The 18139-nt window shown below is 58.5% G+C and carries 16 protein-coding genes; all 16 read right to left on the bottom strand.

What is annotated here, in order from left to right; all coding sequences use genetic code 11:
- Positions 1-27 precede the first annotated feature (27 nt).
- Positions 28-1341, bottom strand: a complete 1314-nt coding sequence (gene tilS / locus ACQUQP_RS04645) for a tRNA lysidine(34) synthetase TilS (RefSeq protein ID WP_432697644.1) — start codon at positions 1339-1341, stop codon at positions 28-30.
- The gene (accA, locus tag ACQUQP_RS04640) at positions 1331-2290 is read right to left on the bottom strand and encodes an acetyl-CoA carboxylase carboxyl transferase subunit alpha (protein WP_432697643.1); all 960 of its coding nucleotides are present in this window, start codon (positions 2288-2290) and stop codon (positions 1331-1333) included. The genes tilS and accA overlap by 11 nt, the downstream gene beginning before the upstream one ends.
- 111 nt (positions 2291-2401) lie before the next feature.
- On the bottom strand, positions 2402-5902 hold the full coding sequence (dnaE, locus tag ACQUQP_RS04635) for a DNA polymerase III subunit alpha (protein WP_432697642.1): 3501 nt from the start codon (positions 5900-5902) through the stop codon (positions 2402-2404).
- Positions 5903-5904: 2 nt separating this feature from the next.
- Positions 5905-6504: a ribonuclease HII gene (gene rnhB, locus ACQUQP_RS04630; RefSeq protein ID WP_432697641.1), complete on the bottom strand. Its 600-nt coding sequence runs from the start codon at positions 6502-6504 to the stop codon at positions 5905-5907.
- Positions 6497-7672 (bottom strand): lipid-A-disaccharide synthase, encoded by a 1176-nt coding sequence (gene lpxB / locus ACQUQP_RS04625; protein ID WP_432697640.1) that lies wholly within the window; start codon positions 7670-7672, stop codon positions 6497-6499. The genes rnhB and lpxB overlap by 8 nt, the downstream gene beginning before the upstream one ends.
- 6 nt (positions 7673-7678) lie before the next feature.
- Entirely contained in the window at positions 7679-8449 is a 771-nt protein-coding gene (gene lpxA, locus ACQUQP_RS04620; protein ID WP_432697639.1) for an acyl-ACP--UDP-N-acetylglucosamine O-acyltransferase, read from the bottom strand.
- Entirely contained in the window at positions 8450-8887 is a 438-nt protein-coding gene (gene fabZ, locus ACQUQP_RS04615) for a 3-hydroxyacyl-ACP dehydratase FabZ (protein WP_104003770.1), read from the bottom strand.
- Complete coding sequence (gene lpxD / locus ACQUQP_RS04610; RefSeq protein WP_432697638.1) at positions 8874-9938, bottom strand: UDP-3-O-(3-hydroxymyristoyl)glucosamine N-acyltransferase; 1065 nt, start codon at positions 9936-9938, stop codon at positions 8874-8876. Before lpxD ends, fabZ begins: the two co-directional genes overlap by 14 nt.
- Positions 9939-9941: 3 nt before the next feature.
- Positions 9942-10439: an OmpH family outer membrane protein gene (locus ACQUQP_RS04605; RefSeq protein ID WP_432697637.1), complete on the bottom strand. Its 498-nt coding sequence runs from the start codon at positions 10437-10439 to the stop codon at positions 9942-9944.
- A 9-nt stretch (positions 10440-10448) separates the two neighbouring features.
- Positions 10449-12791, bottom strand: coding sequence for an outer membrane protein assembly factor BamA (gene bamA / locus ACQUQP_RS04600; protein WP_432697636.1), 2343 nt, complete (start codon positions 12789-12791; stop codon positions 10449-10451).
- Positions 12792-12838: 47 nt separating this feature from the next.
- Positions 12839-14194, bottom strand: coding sequence for an RIP metalloprotease RseP (gene rseP, locus ACQUQP_RS04595; RefSeq protein WP_432697635.1), 1356 nt, complete (start codon positions 14192-14194; stop codon positions 12839-12841).
- Between the two features lie 36 nt (positions 14195-14230).
- Positions 14231-15034, bottom strand: coding sequence for a phosphatidate cytidylyltransferase (locus ACQUQP_RS04590; protein ID WP_432697634.1), 804 nt, complete (start codon positions 15032-15034; stop codon positions 14231-14233).
- Positions 15027-15791 carry a polyprenyl diphosphate synthase gene (gene uppS, locus ACQUQP_RS04585; protein WP_432697633.1) on the bottom strand — a complete coding sequence of 255 codons (765 nt, stop codon included), beginning with the start codon at positions 15789-15791 and terminating at the stop codon, positions 15027-15029. The genes ACQUQP_RS04590 and uppS overlap by 8 nt, the downstream gene beginning before the upstream one ends.
- Before the next feature lie 53 nt (positions 15792-15844).
- Positions 15845-16402, bottom strand: a complete 558-nt coding sequence (gene frr / locus ACQUQP_RS04580; protein ID WP_432697632.1) for a ribosome recycling factor — start codon at positions 16400-16402, stop codon at positions 15845-15847.
- 1 nt (position 16403) lies between these two features.
- Complete coding sequence (pyrH, locus tag ACQUQP_RS04575) at positions 16404-17150, bottom strand: UMP kinase (RefSeq protein ID WP_432697631.1); 747 nt, start codon at positions 17148-17150, stop codon at positions 16404-16406.
- A gap of 82 nt (positions 17151-17232) precedes the next feature.
- A complete protein-coding gene (gene tsf, locus ACQUQP_RS04570; protein WP_432697630.1) occupies positions 17233-18093 on the bottom strand; it encodes a translation elongation factor Ts in 861 nt (286 codons plus the stop codon).
- Positions 18094-18139 lie beyond the last annotated feature (46 nt).

The raw sequence follows: 18139 nt of genomic DNA, 5'->3' as shown, positions 1-18139 counted from the left end.
AGGAGGGAAAACGTACTCAAGATGGGGTTACAGTCTACCAAAGCGGACCCCTTCAGACAAACCCGATGGGCGCCATGTTGGGATCAAACCGCCCTTTGTCACCGCCTCTTCACACAGACAGATGCCGGGCACGGCTACCAGCTGGTCGCCAGAGTAGAGAATTGGCCAGTCCGGCCTCAGCCAGGGCGGCACTCCCGCCTCCTGCAGGAGCTGTTTCAGGGTCACCGAACCACCTCTGCCAAACGGCCTGAGCCGCTCGCCGCCACGTCGGTAATCCAGTCGCAGCGTCTCGCCTTCAGCCAGCCCAACCCCATCAGTGGACTGAAACGCGAGTACGCCCTGATTCAACGTTTTGCTATCCGCCGTGCAGTCTAGCTCATGGGGCGCAGAGCGTGGCGGCAGCGGCGGGGTCAGAAACAGCAAACCGCGGTAGCGCCTGAGCTCAAAGCCACCCAGGTTAAGCAGCGGTGTACGATCTTCGCCGGCGGTAATCACCGACTGCTCGATCTCAAGCAACTCTTCCCGGGAAAGCCGGCTCCCCGTACACTGGAATACCCAGTGACGTATCAGATTACGCTGCCGTGGCAACGACAGCCGCTGCACCTGCGCCAACGGCAGACACTCAGGTACCGTCTGTAACCCGGCCAGATCACCGGCCGCCACTTCATCGAGCAACTGGTCGGTTTCGGCGAGCTGAGCCGTCGTGGCCATCAGCCGCTCGAGCACGGCGGATTTGCGCTGTTTCAACGGCGCCAGTATCCGATGGCGGATCCAGTTGCGGTCGTAACGCTCGCTGGCGTTACTGGGATCTTCCACCCACTCGATCCGTTGCTGCCGCGCCCAGGCTTCCAGTACCGCACGCGGTTGGTCCAGCAGCGGACGGTAGAGCATCCCCTGCCCCACCGGTCGCTGCCAGGGCATCCCGGACAGACCGCGAACGCCAGCACCGCGGAGTAGCCGCAGCAGAAAGGTTTCAGCCTGATCATCGGCGTGCTGCGCCAGCAGCAGCCAGTCTCCCGGTTGCAGCACTGCTTCGAATGCACGGTAGCGGGCATCACGCAGGTCCGCCTCGGAGCCACTGCCGGGGTCAACAGAGACGGAGGTAAATGGCACGCCCAGGCGCAGACACTGGTCAGCGCACCAGGTTTCCCAGGCCGCGGCGTCGGCCTGAAGTTGATGGTTGATATGCAGTGCCAGCAGTTTATCCCGCGGCTGGGTTCTGGCGCAGAGTTCCAGCAGTACCCTGGAATCAACACCGCCGCTGAGTGCGATCACCCAGCGGCGGCTGTCGTGCAGGCGCTCGAGGCGCCGTGTCAGGAGGGCTGACAGATCAGTCTGCAAAGCGCCCGTAATCCATCAGGCGGGCGTAACGACGCTCAAGCAGCTCGTCGATCGACATCCCCTGCAGGCGATCCAGGGTTTCAACCAGCACCTGCTGCAGGCTCGCAGCCATCAGTGCGGGATCGCGGTGAGCACCGCCGAGCGGTTCGGAGATCACGCGGTCAACCAGACCGAGTTCATGCAGACGCTCAGAGGTGATACCCATCGCCTTGGCAGCATCGGAAGCACGCTCGGCGCTTTTCCACAGGATGGATGCGCAACCTTCCGGAGAGATAACCGAGTAGGTGCTGTACTGCAGCATCAGCAGCTCATCGCAGACACCGATCGCCAGCGCACCGCCGGAACCGCCTTCACCGATAACGGTGGAGATCACCGGTGTACGCAGCTGGGACATTTTCGCCAGGTTATAGGCGATCGCCTCGGACTGGCCGCGCTCTTCTGCGTCGATGCCCGGGTAGGCCCCCGGTGTATCGATAAAGGTCAGCACCGGCAGCTTGAAACGCTCGGCCATCTCCATCAGGCGCAGTGCCTTACGATAACCTTCAGGGCGCGGCATACCGAAGTTGCGCTTGACCTTCTCTTTGACTTCACGGCCTTTCTGATGACCGATGATCATCACCGGCTTATCATCCATGCGCGCGATGCCGCCCACCAGCGCCTGGTCGTCAGCGAAATGACGGTCACCGTGGATCTCTTCGAACTCGTCGAAGGCGTGCTTGACGTAGTCAAAGGTGTAGGGACGCTTGGGGTGACGCGCCAGCTGGGAGATCTGCCAGGCCGAGAGGTTTGAAAAAATACTTTGAGTCAGGGTACGACTTTTTTCCTGCAGCCGGCCGATCTCTTCAGCGAGATTCAGGTCTTCGTTATCTTCGCCCACGAGACGAAGCTCGTTGATTTTTGCTTCCAACTCGGCGATCGGCTGTTCGAAATCCAGATAGTTAGGATTCATGCGCGTCTGCTTCTGCTCTTTTAAATGAGTTAAACGAAAGCCCGGCGGGCTCGTCAAAATAGGCTCAATTCTACCGGGTGAGGATCACAGACTCCACCCCACTCAGCGGAGTCAACGTTCGAAGCGAAGTTGGACCCGGTCATTGCCGAACTGTTCCTTCAGCGCGAGTATCAGATCGTCGCTGACGCGGACCCGCCAGTTGTCGCCAAACCGCAGCGGGCCTTCGGCATCCTCGCGTTGATAATGCAGCACCACAGGCAGGCCGCCCTGCGGGGTGCGCTCACGGCCAAGCGTCTCGGCGAGGCTCTTCAGTGTCTGGCGCTTGATCTGGTCATGGCGGCAACTGACTTCCACATGACTGGCGTACATCGAGCGCGCATCGGCCATGCCATAGACCTTGTTGCCGCGCACCTTGAGACCACCATTGTAGTCATCCTGAGCGACTTCGCCTTCGATAATAAGCACCGCATCCTTGGCGATCTGGTTCCGGGCTGCATCGTAGGCCTCGCCAAACAGAGTGACCTCCATGCGGGCACTGCGGTCGTCAAGGGTAACAAAGCAGAGCGTGGCACCCTTCTTGGTTTTCTTCATCCGCATATCGACCACCAGGCCGGCCATTTTCTGCGTCTGGCCGCGGGCCGGCTGCAGATCGACCAGCTTCTTGCGCACGAAATGCCTGAGCTCCGCCTCATATTCGTCGATCGGGTGCCCGGTGACGTAGAGCCCCAGGGTGTCTTTCTCGCCGGTGAGTCGCTCCTTGTCGCTCCATTCACGGGCGTTGCGAAAGCTCTCGTAAGGATCGCTCTCCTCTTGGGCTTCCATCTCGCCGAACAGATCGAACATGCCGGCATTCTGGTTCTGCTCCTCCTGGTCCGCCGACTTCAGTGCGGCGGGGATCGCCTGCCAGAGCACTGCGCGGGGCGCACCGAGACCATCCAGTGCACCGCAGCGTACCAGCGCTTCGAGCACACGCTTGTTCAGGCGTTTGCTGCCGACACGCTTGCAGAAGTCGAACAGGTCGGTAAACGGGCCACCCTCGGCACGGGCACGCACGATGGCATCCACCGGACCTTCACCCACGCCCTTGATGGCGCCGAGACCGTAGATGATCTCGTCCTTGTCATTGACGGCGAACTTGAACTCACCGTCATTCACGTCCGGCAAACGCACGGTGAGGCCGATCTGACGACACTCTTCGATGAAGATCACCACTTTCTCGGTGGTCTGCATATCGGAGGACATCACCGCTGCCATGAACGGCGCCGGGTAATGCTGCTTGAGCCAGGCGGTCTGGTACGAGACCAGCGCGTAGGCGGCGGAGTGCGACTTGTTGAAGCCGTAACCGGCGAATTTTTCCACCAGGTCGAAGATGTTGCCGGCCAGGTTTTTGTCTATGCCCTGGGTTTCGCAGCCATCCAAGAAGATGGCGCGCTGCTTGGCCATCTCCTCAGGCTTTTTCTTACCCATGGCTCGACGCAGCATATCCGCGCCGCCGAGGGTATAGCCCGCCATCACCTGGGCAATCTGCATTACCTGTTCCTGGTACAGGATGATGCCGTAAGTGGGCTCCAGTACCGGCTGCAGGGAATCGAGCTGGTAGTCCGGGTGCGGCCAGGCCAGCTCGGCGCGGCCATGCTTACGGTTGATAAAGTCATCCACCATGCCGGACTGCAGAGGCCCCGGACGGAACAGGGCCACCAGGGCGACGATATCCTCGAAGCGCGACGGCTGCAGGCGGCGGATCAGGTCCTTCATACCGCTGGATTCAAGCTGGAACACCGCGGTGGTCTGGGCGCTCTGCAACAGCTTGAAGGTCTCCGGATCTTCCAGATTGATCCCTTCGATCTCGAGATGATCTTCGCCGCGACGCTTGCGCTTGTCGTTGATGATCTCCAGCGCCCAGTCGATGATCGTCAGCGTACGCAGACCGAGGAAGTCGAACTTAACGAGACCCGCCTCCTCCACATCGTTCTTGTCGAACTGGGTAACGAGACCGTGCCCCTCTTCATCGCAATAGGTGGCGGCAAAGTCGGTCAGTTTGGTAGGCGCGATAACCACACCACCGGCGTGCTTGCCTACGTTACGGGTCACGCCTTCAAGCTTGTACGCCATCTCCATGATCTCCTGCGCTTCTTCGCTGGACTCAACGAATTCACGCAGCTGCTCTTCCTGCTCCCAGGCCTTGGAGAGGGTCATGCCCACCTCGAACGGGATCAGCTTGGAGAGGCGGTCGGCCAGGCCGAACGGCTTGCCCTGTACACGGGCCACGTCGCGCACCACCGCCTTGGCGGCCATGGTGCCGTAGGTGATGATCTGGGATACCGCATCGCGGCCGTATTTGCCGGCCACGTAATCGATCACCCGGTCACGGTTGTCCATGCAGAAGTCGATATCGAAGTCAGGCATGGAGACACGTTCCGGGTTAAGGAAACGTTCGAACAGCAGGTCGTATTCCAGCGGATCCAGGTCGGTGATCTTGAGCGCGTAGGCCACCAGGGAACCGGCACCTGAGCCTCGCCCAGGTCCCACGGGAATGCCGTTTTCCTTACCCCACTTGATGAAGTCCATCACGATAAGGAAGTAACCGGGAAAACCCATCTGGATGATGATATCGAGCTCGAACTTCAACCGCTCGTCGTAGGGCTTGCGGATCTCGGCAAACTCCGGCGAGCTGGTGTCATAGAGGAATTCGAGGCGCTCTTCCAGCCCCTGGCGCGAGACATAGCGAAAATAGTCATCCATCAGGATCCCTTCCGGGATCGGATAACGCGGCAGGTAGTAGGTGCCCAGCTCTATATCGATGTTGCAGCGTCGCGCGATTTCCACGCTGTTTGCCAGCGCACTGGGGATATCGGCGAACAGCTCCGTCATCTCTTCAGGGGTGCGGAAATACTGCTGATCGGAATAGTTACGCGGCCGGGTCGGATCTTCCAGGGTGCGGCTCATGTTGATACAGACGCGCGCTTCGTGAGCTTCGAAGTCCGCCGCGTTGATAAACATCACCTCGTTGGTGGCCACCAGCGGACAGCCGGTTCTGCGCGCCAGCTCGACACTGCCGTGCACCAGGGCCTCATCGCCGGGGCGCCCGGTACGCTGAATCTCCAGGTAGAAGCTGTCCGGGAAGACCTGCATCCACTGCTCGAGTATCGTCTGGGCCTCATCGCTCTCGGACAGAATCGCGCGTCCCACTTCACCCAGGCGAGCGCCCGACAGCGCAATCAGCCCGGCGGACTTTTCACGTACCCATTCGCGTTTTACCAGCGCCCGGTCCGCAACTATCCCCTGCCCTTTTTCATAGGCCAGGGAAACCAGCTCCATCAGGTTACGATAGCCTTCGCCGTTGCGCACCAGCAGGGTGATTCGATAGGGATCGCTCTCCGGTTCCTGCTCGTTTTCAACCCAGAGATCAACGCCGCAGACCGGCTTGATGCCGGCACCCAGGGCTGCCTTGTAGAACTTGACCAGGGCAAACATGTTGGTCTGGTCGGTCATGCCCACGGCGGGCATACCGCCTTCGGCGGCAGCTTTGACCAGTTCCTTGATACGGACGAGGCCGTCGAACAGGGAATATTCGGTGTGCACCCTCAGGTGGACATAATTGGCTGCAGACATCTCTACTCCTGGTTCAACAGGCGTTTTACCGGACCGAAACTACGACGGTATTCCGGCAGAACGCCGTGTGTGGCGAGCGCCTGTAAATGCGCTTTAGTCGGATAGCCCTTATGGCCGGCAAAACCATATTCCGGATAACGGGCGTGAAGCTCTTCCATCTGCCGGTCGCGGTATACCTTGGCGAGTATCGACGCGGCACTGATCTCGGCGATCAGCAGGTCACCCTTGACCACCGGCTCCGATGGGCAGGGCAGTTCCGGGCAGCGGTTGCCGTCGATCATGGCGTATTCCGGCTGCGGGTCCAGTGCCAGCACAGCTCGTCGCATCGCCAGCATGCTGGCGTGCAGTATGTTGATTTCATCGATCTCTGCGGGTGACGCACTGGCAATTGACCAGGCCAGCGCCCGCTCCTGAATCTCATCAAACAGGCGCTCGCGCTTCTTCGCACTGAGCTTTTTCGAGTCGGTCAGCCCCTCGATCGGCCGGGCCGGATCGAGAATGACCGCCGCGGCGACCACATCACCGATCAGCGGGCCACGCCCCACCTCGTCAACGCCAGCCACGAGGCCGGCAGGCCGAAAATCGAAGCCGGGATTATCCATGCGGCGTCTCCCCTCTTTGGGAATGCCGCTGCTGCAGCAGCTCAAGTACGGCATCGGCGGCCCGTTCACTGGCATTCTGGCGCAGTTGCTCGCCTATCTGACCGAACACCTGCTCGATGCGGCTGCGGTACTCGTTATCATCCAGCGCCCTGAGCACCAACGGCCCAAGCACGTCCGGGCTCACCCGGTCCTGCAATATTTCGGGCACCATCTCCTCGCCTGCCAGTACATTAGGCAGAGAGATCCAGCGGCTTTCGATCATCCGTGAATAGATTTTGTAGGTCAGCCCCGCCATGCGATACGCCACCACCATGGGCTTGCGCAGCAGGCAGGCTTCCAGCGTGGCGGTCCCGGACGCGATCAGAATCGCATCGGCGGCGGCCATCACTTCGCGTGAGTGACCACGCACCAGTTTAAGGTTCAGGTCGCCATATTCCGCAGCCACCATTGCGGCCAGCTGGTCGTAGCGACGCTGGTTGGCCGCCGGCATCACGAACACCAACCCGGGATCACGCGCCTGCAGCCAGCGCGCCGTCTCGAGAAACGGCTGCGCAAGGTATTTCAGCTCACTGCCGCGGCTTCCCGGCAGCAGCGCCACCATCTTCTGGTCTGCCTGGGCAGCATACTGCTCCCGGGCCTGCTCCATATCGATCTGCGCGGGGATAATCTCGGCCAGCGGATGCCCCACGAAGCGCAGGTTCTGCTGAGTCGGCTCATACACCTCGGCTTCGAACGGAAACAGCGTCAACAGCAGATCGACGCAGCGTTTGATCTTGAAGATCCGTTTGCGCTTCCAGGCCCAGACCGACGGGCTGACATAGTGAACAGTTGGAATACCGGCCTGCTTCAGCTGACGCTCCATACCCAGAGTGAAGTCCGGGGCGTCGATACCGATAAACAGGTCCGGCGGGTTGGCAATGAAGTGTCGCACCAGGCGGCGACGTTCCCGCAGCAGCTCCGGCACCCGGCCCAATACTTCGACCAGCCCCATCACCGACAGGCGCTCCATCGGATAAAGCGAGCGGCAGCCGGCGGCGAGCATCAGCTCACCGCCTATACCTTCAAACTGGATATCAGGGAAACGTTTTTGCAGGGCCTGCATCAGGCCAGCGCCCAGAATATCGCCGGACGCTTCACCTGCGACGATGCCGATTCTAAGAGATCGCATCGACAATCAGCGGATGATGCCGCGGGCCGACTCACTGAGCGAATCGATCAGCGGCTGCACCGCCGGTTCATCAGCAGCAAGCTGATGGAGTTGTTCCAGGGCTTCGGCAACCGTCAGGCCTTTGCGGTAAATCGTTTTGTACGCCTGGCGCAGCGCACGCAGAGACTCCGGTGAGAAGCCACGACGGCGCAGACCTTCGAGGTTGATGCCGTGAGGCTGGGCCGTATTACCGGTGGCCATCACGTAGGCGGGGATATCCTTCAGCACCACGGTACCGGCGCCACACATCACGTGGGGACCGATCTGACAAAACTGGTGCACGGCGGTAAAGCCACCCAGAATCGCGTAATCGCCCAGTTTCACGTGCCCCGCCAGCGCCGTGCTGTTGGCCAGGATACAGTGGCTGCCGACAACACAGTCATGGGCCACATGCACGTAGGCCATCAACAAGTTATCGCTGCCGATCCGGGTGATCCCCTCGTCCTGCACCGTGCCGCGATGGATGGTACAACCTTCACGAATCACGTTACGGTCGCCGATCACCAGCTCGGTGGGTTCGCCCTTGTACTTCTTGTCCTGACACTCTTCGCCGACACTGGCGAACTGGAAGATCCGGTTATCCTCACCGATAACGGTGGGGCCCTTGATCACCACGTGAGGACCTATACGTGTACCGGCACCGATTTCAACATCGGCGCCGATATAGCTCCACGGGCCTACTTCGACGTTGTCGGCCAGCTTTGCTCCGGGTTCAACGATAGCCTGTGGATGAATCACTCACACCTTCCTGTCTGCGCAGAGAATAGTAGCTGAACTGACGGTGTCGCCATCGACGCTGGCACGGACTTCAAACTTCCAGATGCCGCGACGTTCGGAAAGAACCTTGGCTTCCAGCTGCAGACGGTCTCCCGGCACAACCGGACGCTTGAATCTCAGGTTATCCGCTCCTACAAAATAGTAGATAGAACCATCCTGTGGAGTTTTATCCATGGTTTTAAAGCCAAGAATACCCGCGGCCTGAGCCATCGCCTCGACGATCAGTACGCCCGGCATGACTGGATGATCGGGGAAATGCCCGTTAAAGAAGGGCTCGTTCACCGTGACGTTCTTGTACGCCACGATTGATTCTCCGGGGACAAGTTCTACTACCCGGTCCACCAGCAGGAAGGGATAGCGGTGGGGCAGGTACTCCCGGATTTCCTTAACATCCATCATTTTTTTGACCTTCAGTAGAAATATGCTCGAGGCTGTTTTCGAGTTTGCGCACACGCCTGGCCAGCTCATCCAGCTGGCGGAAGCGCACCACGTTGCGCTTCCACTGCTGATGCGGCTCGATACCTGTTCCTGACGAATAGGCACCCGGCTGGGTAATCGAACGGCTCACCAGGGTCATTGCCGTCACATGGGTACCATCGGCAATATCGAGGTGTCCCGTGATGCCGCTCATGCCAGCTATGGTGCAGTGGCGGCCAATTCTAGTGCTTCCGGCAATGGCGGTACAGCCCGCAATGGCCGTATGCTCCCCAATACTCACGTTATGCGCCACCTGAACCTGGTTATCCAGCTTCACGCCTCGCTCTATGCGGGTATCGTCCAGCGCACCACGATCGACCGTAACACCGGCGCCGATCTCCACATCATCACCGATGCTGACACCGCCCAACTGGCAGATCTTCACCCAGCCTTGGTTTTTATCGGGGGCAAAGCCAAAGCCATCTGCGCCAATCACCGCGCTGCTGTGAATCAATACCCTGGCACCCAGGCGAACCCGCGGATACAGGGTTACGCCTGCCTCCAGCCGACTCTCTTCACCAATATAGCAGTCAGCTCCCACCACCGTGTTGGCACCAATCACTGCGCCTGCGGCTATTTCGCTGTTTGCGCCAACGACGACACCCGCGCAAATTTCGGCCTCGGGCGAGACGTTGGCAGAGGGATCGATAATAGCGCCGGGATGAATGCCCGGGTTGCAGGGGGTACGCCAATCAAACAGCTGGGTCAGGCGGGCAAACGCCAGGTAAGGGTTAACCACGACCAAGGCGCTGCCGGGTACATCATGCAGATGCTCTTCGCTCACCAGCACCGCTGCCGCAGCGGTCGACCGCAGCTGCTTGAGATATCGGCTGTTCGCAAAGAACGACAGCTGGCCTGGGCCAGCTGTCTGTAGAGTTGCCAGCGACTCGATTACGCACTGGCTGTCGCCCACCACCCGGGCTGAGCAGCGCTGCGCGAGCTCTTCGAGTGTAAAGCCTGACGATCCTTTCATGGATTACTGCTTGTTCAGGAGTTCAATCACTTTGGAGGTCATATCAAGACCCGGATCACTGAATACCGAGGCCTGCTTATTGATAATCAGGTCGATATCCTCCTGCTCGATCAGCTTGCGGATAACCTCGTCCAGCTTGGGCTTCATGTCGCTCATGAACTCCTGCTGACGCTGAGCCTGCTGCTGCTGAAGCTCCTGCCCCTTGCGCTGAAACGCGCCAAAAGCCTTCTGGAACTGCAGACGCAGCTGCTGCATCTCGTCTTCAGAACTGAGACCGGCATTTTTCTGAATCTTTTGCTGCAGGGACTTGGCCTGTTTTTCCAGGTCGACAAGTTCCTGCTGATCGGAAGAGAACTCCTGCTGCATCTGCTCACGGAAGTCACTGGCTGCATCGGAGGTCAGCAACGCTTCGCGCACGTCCAGCACCGCCAGCTTACCAGCCAATACCGGGGCACTCAGCGTCAGACAGGCAACCGCGAACAGCGTTTTGATAGATTTCATGCGTTCTCCTTAGAAGGTTTGGCCCAGAGCAAACTGGAAGGTTTCGGTGTCATCGTCGTCGCCGTCGTTCAGCGGCATCGCCAGTGCGATCGACAGAGGCCCAACCGGGGTCAGCCAGCTCAGACCCAGACCCGTTGAGTAGCGCAGCTCGCCCAGGTCGATATCGTTCGAGCAGTTGTTCTGGGTCTCCCGGCAGTCGGTGGAGTAAACGTTACCGGCATCGAAGAACAGCAGTGAACGCCAGGCACCTTTATCGCCAACAAACGGCATCGGGAAGATAAACTCGGCGCTACCGGTCAGGATCACGTTACCGCCGAAGGAGTCCTGATCTGTACAGTCCGTCACTCCGTTGATCGTGGTACAGCCTTCGGTTGGGCCCAGTGAGTTGTTCTGGTAACCGCGGACACTGCGCAGGCCGCCCGCATAGAAATTGCGGTAGAACGGGTAACTGGTATTCCCCCAGCTGTCGCCGTAGCCGATGCGTCCTTTCAGCGCACCCACCCAGACCTCATTGTCATCGATCGGCTGATACCAGCTGGTGTTGTAGTTGGCGCGGTAATAGGTCAGATCACTGCCCGGCAGGGCGATCTCGATGTTGGCACGATGAGAGTAACCAGCGGTCGGGAACAGGCCCTTGTTCAGATGGTTATTACTCCAGCCGAACGTCAGCTGATAGGAGAGGTAATCCTCGCCCTCTTCGTCGACGAACTCCTTGATGATGTCTGCAGTTTCGTCATAGGTATTGATTTCGGTCAGATCGATGCCCAGGCCGAAAGACAGGCGCTGATAGTCATTGATCGGATAGCCGAAGTTCACACCGCCACCGAACTCGTTGGTGGTGTAGGTACTGACATCGCTTGCGTCGTAGTCACGCTCACGGTAGTAGGCTTCAAAGCCGCGACTGACGCCGTTGATCGTGTAGTAAGGGTTGGTGTAGTTGAAGCTGTATTCGGTCAGCGTATCGCTATTGGACAGGTTGACGCCGAACTTGCGGCCGGTGCCAAGGAAGTTGTCCTGCTGCACACCGAGCTGGAAGATGATGCCATCGCTGTCGGAGAAGCCGACGGATGCGGTGAACTGGCCGGACTGCTGCTCTTCAACGCTGTATTCCAGATCGACCTGGTCATCGGTACCCGGCACCGGCGTGGTCTCGACGTTGACCGACTTGAAGTAACCGGTCCGCTCAAGCCGCTCTTTGGAGCGTTCGATCGCTTCAGTGGTGGCGATACCCGCCTCCATCTGTTCCATCTCCCGGCGCAGCACATCATCGGCCGTCAGGGTGTTGCCACGGATACTGATGCGGCGAACATAGGTTCTTTTGCCGGGCTCGACAAAGTAGCGCACCGACAGGGTGCCGTCTTCGTTCAGTTCAGGCACAGGGCTTACGTTGGCAAACATGAAGCCCTCGTCACCGAGACGACGCACCAGTTTTTCCTGGGTATCGGTCATCGCCTTGCGGGAGAAGGTATCACCCTCGTTCAGCAGGAACAGCGCCTCGAGTTCTTCCCGCGGCACCACCAGATCGCCGGCCACACTGACACCGCTGACCTTAAACTGCTGGCCCTCGTTGACATTGACGGTGATGTAGACGTTTTTCTTGTCCGGGGTTATCGATACCTGCGCGGATTCGATATTGAAATTGATGTAACCGCGGTCCATGTAGTACGAACGCAGGCGCTCAAGATCGCCGGACATCTTCTCGCGGGAGTAGCGGTCACTCTTGGTATAGAAGCTCCAGAAGTTCGGCAGCTTCAGCGAGAACATCTCTTTCAGTTCTTCATCGCTGAACACCGTATTACCGACGATATTGATATGCTGGATCGTCGCTTCGCGGCCTTCCGTGATATCGATATTCAGCGCGACACGGTTACCGGACAGGTTCTCGACCTCGGTCTGGATATCGGCACCGTAGCGTCCCTGACCGACGTATACCCGCAGCAGGTCGAGGCGGATCTGGTCAACCGCCGAGCGCCGGAACACATCCCCCTCTTTGACACCGGACTGCTCAAGGCCCTGGCGCAGATCCTCTTCCGCAATGAAGTCATTGCCGTCAATCCGGATCAGGGCAAGCGATGGGCGTTCATGCAGCTGCAGCACCAGGTCGTCACCGTCGCGCAGGATATCGACATCATCGAAATAGCCGGATGCAAACAGTTCGCGGGTTGATTCGGACAACTGGCGACGAGTGAGGTTGTCACCCACGTTGACCGGGAAATAGCGAAACACCAGACCAGGCTCGACGCGCTGCAGGCCCTCAAGGCGTATATCACTGACTGTAAACGGAAATTCAGCCGCACTTACCTGAAAAGTCCACAAAAACGATACGAGTAACAATCCCAGCTTACTTTTCATGCTGCAGGTCTTAATTTCCGTATAGTGAATTCTTTTTGAGACACGCGTCAGAGTCGGGCGATGTCATTCAGGATGGCAAGCGCCATCAGACTGAATAACATGGCCATCCCGATGCGCAGACCCATCATCTGAACTTTTTCGCTGACCGGACGCCCCCGCACCAGTTCTATAAACTGATACAGCAGGTGTCCCCCATCCAGCATCGGTATCGGCAAGAGGTTCAACACACCAAGACTGATGCTCAGATAGGCAAGGAAGCTGACAAAAGACTCGAGCCCCGAGGCCGCCGAAGCCCCCGCCACTTTAGCAATCGTTATCGGGCCACTCAAGTTTTTTACCGAGATGGCGCCGACGATCATTTTATGTATCGCATCCAGCGTGAGCCCTATCATCTGCCCGGTTTTCTGCAGCCCGATCCAGAGCGCTTCCACCGGTCCATGACTGACTTCACGCAGCATATTGTCCGGCCATTCGACGGCCTGAACGCCCGCGCCGATGTAACCGTAGCCGTTGCCAGCGTCATCGACCCGGCTGTCCGGCGTCAAACTGAGGGTTTCAGTGGCGCCGTCGCGCTGCACGGTAAAGGTCATCGACTCACCGGGGGCTGCACGCACCTTGCCGACCAGGTCGACCCAGTTAGCGACCGGCGAACCGTTGATCGCCACCACCTTGTCACCGACTTGCAAGCCGGCACTCTGGGCCACGCCGCCATCTGTCAGCACACCGATAACCGCAGGGATTTCCGGACGGTATGGCTGCAGCCCCAATGCGCTGATGGGAGACTCTTTCTCAAGGTTTACGTCCCAGTCCGACAGGCGCACCTGGTATTCCCGCGCCAGTCCGCGACCGGGTTCGCCGGCGCGCAGCGCAAGCTCGCCGCTCTCCCCGACCCGGGCTGCCAAACGGAGATTCACCTCATCCCAGGACTGGACCTGATGACCATCCACCGCCATCAACTCGACGCCGGCCGGAACCCCGGCCCGCTCGGCCAGTGAGCCGGGAGCCACACCACCAACCACGGGAACAACCACCGTACTGCCCCAGACAAACAGGAACCAGTACGCCAGCACGGCGAAAACCAGGTTAACCACGGGGCCTGCGGCGACAATCGCCATCCGCTGCAGCACCGGCTTGTTATTGAACGCCTGGGACTTCAGCGCATCGGGAACTTCCGCCTCGCGTTCATCGAGCATGCGCACGTAACCGCCCAGGGGAATCGTCGCCACTGCATACTCGGTACCGTCGCGCCCTTTACGCATCCACAGCGGCTTGCCGAAGCCAACCGAAAAACGCAGCACCTTGACCCCGCAGCGACGCGCTACAAAGAAGTGCCCCCATTCGTGAATGGTGACCAGCACGCCCAGAGTGACAAGGGTGGCGAGCAGCGTCTGCACTATACTCATGAACAACTCCGAGGACTCATGAACGACTCTGAGGATTTAAAACATCGGCGCCCAGTGGATACCCAGCATAAAGACCGGCGCCGCTGCTGTCAGGCTGTCTATCCTGTCCAGGATCCCGCCATGCCCGGGCAGAATGCGACCACTGTCTTTAATGCCACGCTCGCGCTTGAACAGGCTCTCAAAGAGATCGCCCAGCACCGAGGCAAGACCCGTGATCAATGAAAGCGCCACCAGATAGACCAGCGCAACAGGGGGAAGTTCGCGTGACAGACCGATAATCACGCCGATAAGAATGCAGGTTGCCAGTCCACCCAGCATCCCCTCCAGGGTTTTACCCGGACTGACATTGGGGATCAGTTTTCTGCGCCCCAACAGCTTGCCTGCACAGTAGGCACCGGTATCTGCGCCCCAGACCAGAAGCAGCAGCATCACCAGGGCCAACTCCCCCTCGGTCAAGGCTTTGAGGGAGGTAAGCGCCAGCCAGGTCGGCACAATGACCACAAGCCCCACCAGCAGTTTCAGCCAGCGGCACTCCAGTCTGATTGCGGGATAGCGGACGACGACGTAGCAGGCAACCAGCCAGAACAACCCGGCCAGGGTCAGAATAGCGGTATCCAGTAACGGGGTCACAACCTGCAGCAGAGCCACCAGCGCCAGACACAGCAGTGCATATCCCGAGCGCCCCAGCTGCCCAAGGGCGGCAAAATTGCCCCATTCATGCGCCGCCAGTGCGACGACAGCCGCCGCAAAGAAAGCAAACCATCCGGGTGAGAGCCAGAACACACCCAGCAGCACCAGAGCACCCAGAATCACTCCGGTGATCACCCGCTGTTTAATCATTTTTTTCGGCCTTTAACTGCTCGCTGGTTTTTCCAAAGCGCCGTTCCCGGGTACAGAAATCCAGGATCGCCTCGCGGATCTGCTCCTTGCCAAAGTCAGGCCAGTAAAGCGGAGAGAAATAAAATTCAGTGTAGGCAAACTGCCAGATCAGGAAGTTACTTACCCGCTGCTCCCCGCCGGTACGAATACACAGATCAGGTTTTGGCAGGTCCGAGAGGCAGACACGTTGATCAAGAAACTCAGCATCGATCTGTTCCGGCGTCAGCTCACCGCGCAGACAGGCCTCGGCAGCCTGCCTGGCAGCCTGGGCAATATCCCACTGACCACCGTAATTCGCCGCTACATTCAGCTGCAGCCCGGTACAGCCCCGGGTCTCCACTTCTGCCTCGGCAATCCGCTTCTGCAGATCACGACTGAAGCGGCTGCGATCGCCGATAATGCGCAGGCGAATATTGTTCTTCACCAGCTTCGGCACCTCGCGGTCCAGAGCGATACGGAACAACTCCATCAGGCCGCGCACTTCCAGCGCCGGTCTGCGCCAGTTTTCGCTACTGAAGGCAAACAGGGTCAGTGCCTCAACGCCGTTTTCGATACAGCCTTCGATAACCCGTCGCACGCTGTTCACACCCGCCTTATGACCAGCCAGCACACCCTTGCGGTGCAGCTTGGCCCAGCGGTTGTTGCCATCCATGATAATGGCGATATGGCGCGGGGGATTTTTCCCTTCAGGGAGGTCTATAGTTGTCGCTGCAGCCATGAACAGAACATTCTACAAACAAACGGGGCAGCCAAGCCGCCCCGTTTGATGTATCAGATTTCCATTAGATCGGTTTCTTTCTGCGCCAGCAGCGCATCGACTTCACCGACATACTTGTCGGTAATTTTCTGAATCTGATCTTCACCGCGACGGTTCTCATCTTCGGTGATCTCTTTTTCTTTCAGCAGATCCTTGAAGTCACCGTTGGCATCGCGACGAATATTACGGATCGCCACACGGGCATTTTCCGCCTCATGACGCGCCTGGCGAATATAGCCCTTACGGGTTTCTTCGGTCAGCGCAGGCATGGGAACTCGAATCACACCGCCATTGGTGGACGGGTTGAGGCCCAGGTCGGACTTCATGATCGCTTTTTCGATCTCCGGCACCATATTCTTTTCCCAGGGGGTGATCATCAGTGTGCGGGCATCCTCAACACTGACGTTGGCCACCTGCTGAATCGGCATCATGGAGCCATAGTAGGAAACCTGAACCGCGTCCAGGATCGCCGGAGTTGCACGTCCAGTGCGGATCTTTTTGAAGTGCTCGGTCAGAGACTCGATACTTTTCTTCATGCGCCCGTCGGCGTCTGACACTATCTCATTGATCATTTTATTCTCCAGCAGCACTACCGCAGTCAATCAAGGTACCCTCGTCACCACCCACGACAAGGTTAACGAGCGCACCGTGCTTATTCATATTGAACACGCGCACCGGCATATTATGGTCGCGCGTCAGACAGATGGCCGTCATATCCATAACGCCCAGCTGTTTTTCCAATACTTCGTCGAAGCTCAGACGTGTATAGCGCTCAGCCTTGGGATCCTTCATCGGATCGGCTGTAAACACGCCATCCACCTTGGTCGCCTTGAGCACAACGTCCGCTTCCACCTCTATGCCGCGCAGACAGGCAGCGGAATCGGTGGTAAAAAACGGGTTACCGGTACCGGCCGCAAAGATTACCACATCCCCCTGGTTCAGGTAGCGCATGGCGTTGCGGCGATCATAATGATCGACAACACCACTCATCGGAATTGCCGACATGACGCGGGTGGCGATATTACAGCGCTCAAGCACTTCACGCATCGCCAGGGCATTCATCACTGTCGCCAGCATTCCCATATGGTCGCCAGTCACCCGATCCATTCCAGCAGCATTCAGCGCTGCACCTCGGAACAGGTTGCCGCCACCAATAACCATCCCGACCTGCACACCAATCCCGACCAGCTGGCCGATCTCCAGCGCGACGCGATTGAGCACTTTCGGATCGATACCGAAGTTTTCATCGCCCATCAGCGCTTCGCCGCTAAGTTTCAGCAGGATTCGTTTATATTTTGCGTGCTTATCGGTAGGAGGCATGGCGGAATCTCCAAAGAGGGTGGGAACAGAGTGTAAAACAACGGTACGGACCAGGCGACGCCCGGCCCGTAATTTTGCCGAATTAGCCTTTCAGCTGTTCAGCAACCTCTGTAGCAAAGTCTTTCTGCTCGACTTCGATACCTTCGCCGACTTCGACACGTACGAAGGAAACCAGTTCAGCACCAGCCGCCTTGACCAGCTGACCAACGGTCTGATCCGGGTTCTTGACGAACGGCTGCTCAACCAGGCTGTTCTCGGACAGGAACTTCTTCAGACGGCCACCGGCCATCTTTTCCTTGATCTCTTCCGGCTTGCCTTCCATATCCGGCTGAGCCTTGATGATCTCTTTTTCGCGATCCAGCTCGTCCTGCGGCATATCTTCCGGCTTGGCAACACGCGGGTTAACAGCGGCAACGTGCATAGCCACGTCGCGTGCCAGTTCGCCTTCGCCACCGGTCAGAACGACTAGGGAAGCGATACGGTTGTTGCTGTGGACGTAACCGTCAACAACAGCACCTTCGACAACCATGATGCGGCGCACGCTGATGTTTTCGCCGATTTTCTGCACCAGAGCTTCACGAGCAGCTTCCAGATCGCCAGCCATCAGGGCAGCAACGTCTTCCTGCTTGTCAGCGAAAGCCTTGTCGACAACCTTGGCCACGAAGCCCAGGAAGTTGTCGTCACGGGCAACGAAGTCGGTTTCGGAGTTAACTTCAACCACGACAGCGTAGCTGTTGTCGTCTGCAACCTTGACAGATACAACACCATCAGCGGCTACACGGCTGGCCTTTTTGGCCGCCTTCATACCGGATGATTTACGCAGATCATCGATAGCCTTATCGATATCGCCACCAGCCTCGACCAGTGCTTTTTTGCACTCCATCATGCCCAGACCAGTACGTTCACGCAGATCTTTAACCATCGCTGCGGAGATGTTCGCCATGTCGGTTACCCCTTTAAAATATTCGCGTTATATCTGAATTCAAAAA

The sequence above is a fragment of the Marinobacterium sp. YM272 genome (assembly GCF_050908845.1).
In the GTDB taxonomy this organism is placed as follows: Bacteria; Pseudomonadota; Gammaproteobacteria; order Pseudomonadales; family Balneatricaceae; genus Marinobacterium_D.
The sequence above is the reverse complement of the archived record's forward strand: the minus strand, read 5'-3'. Positions and strand labels throughout refer to the sequence as shown.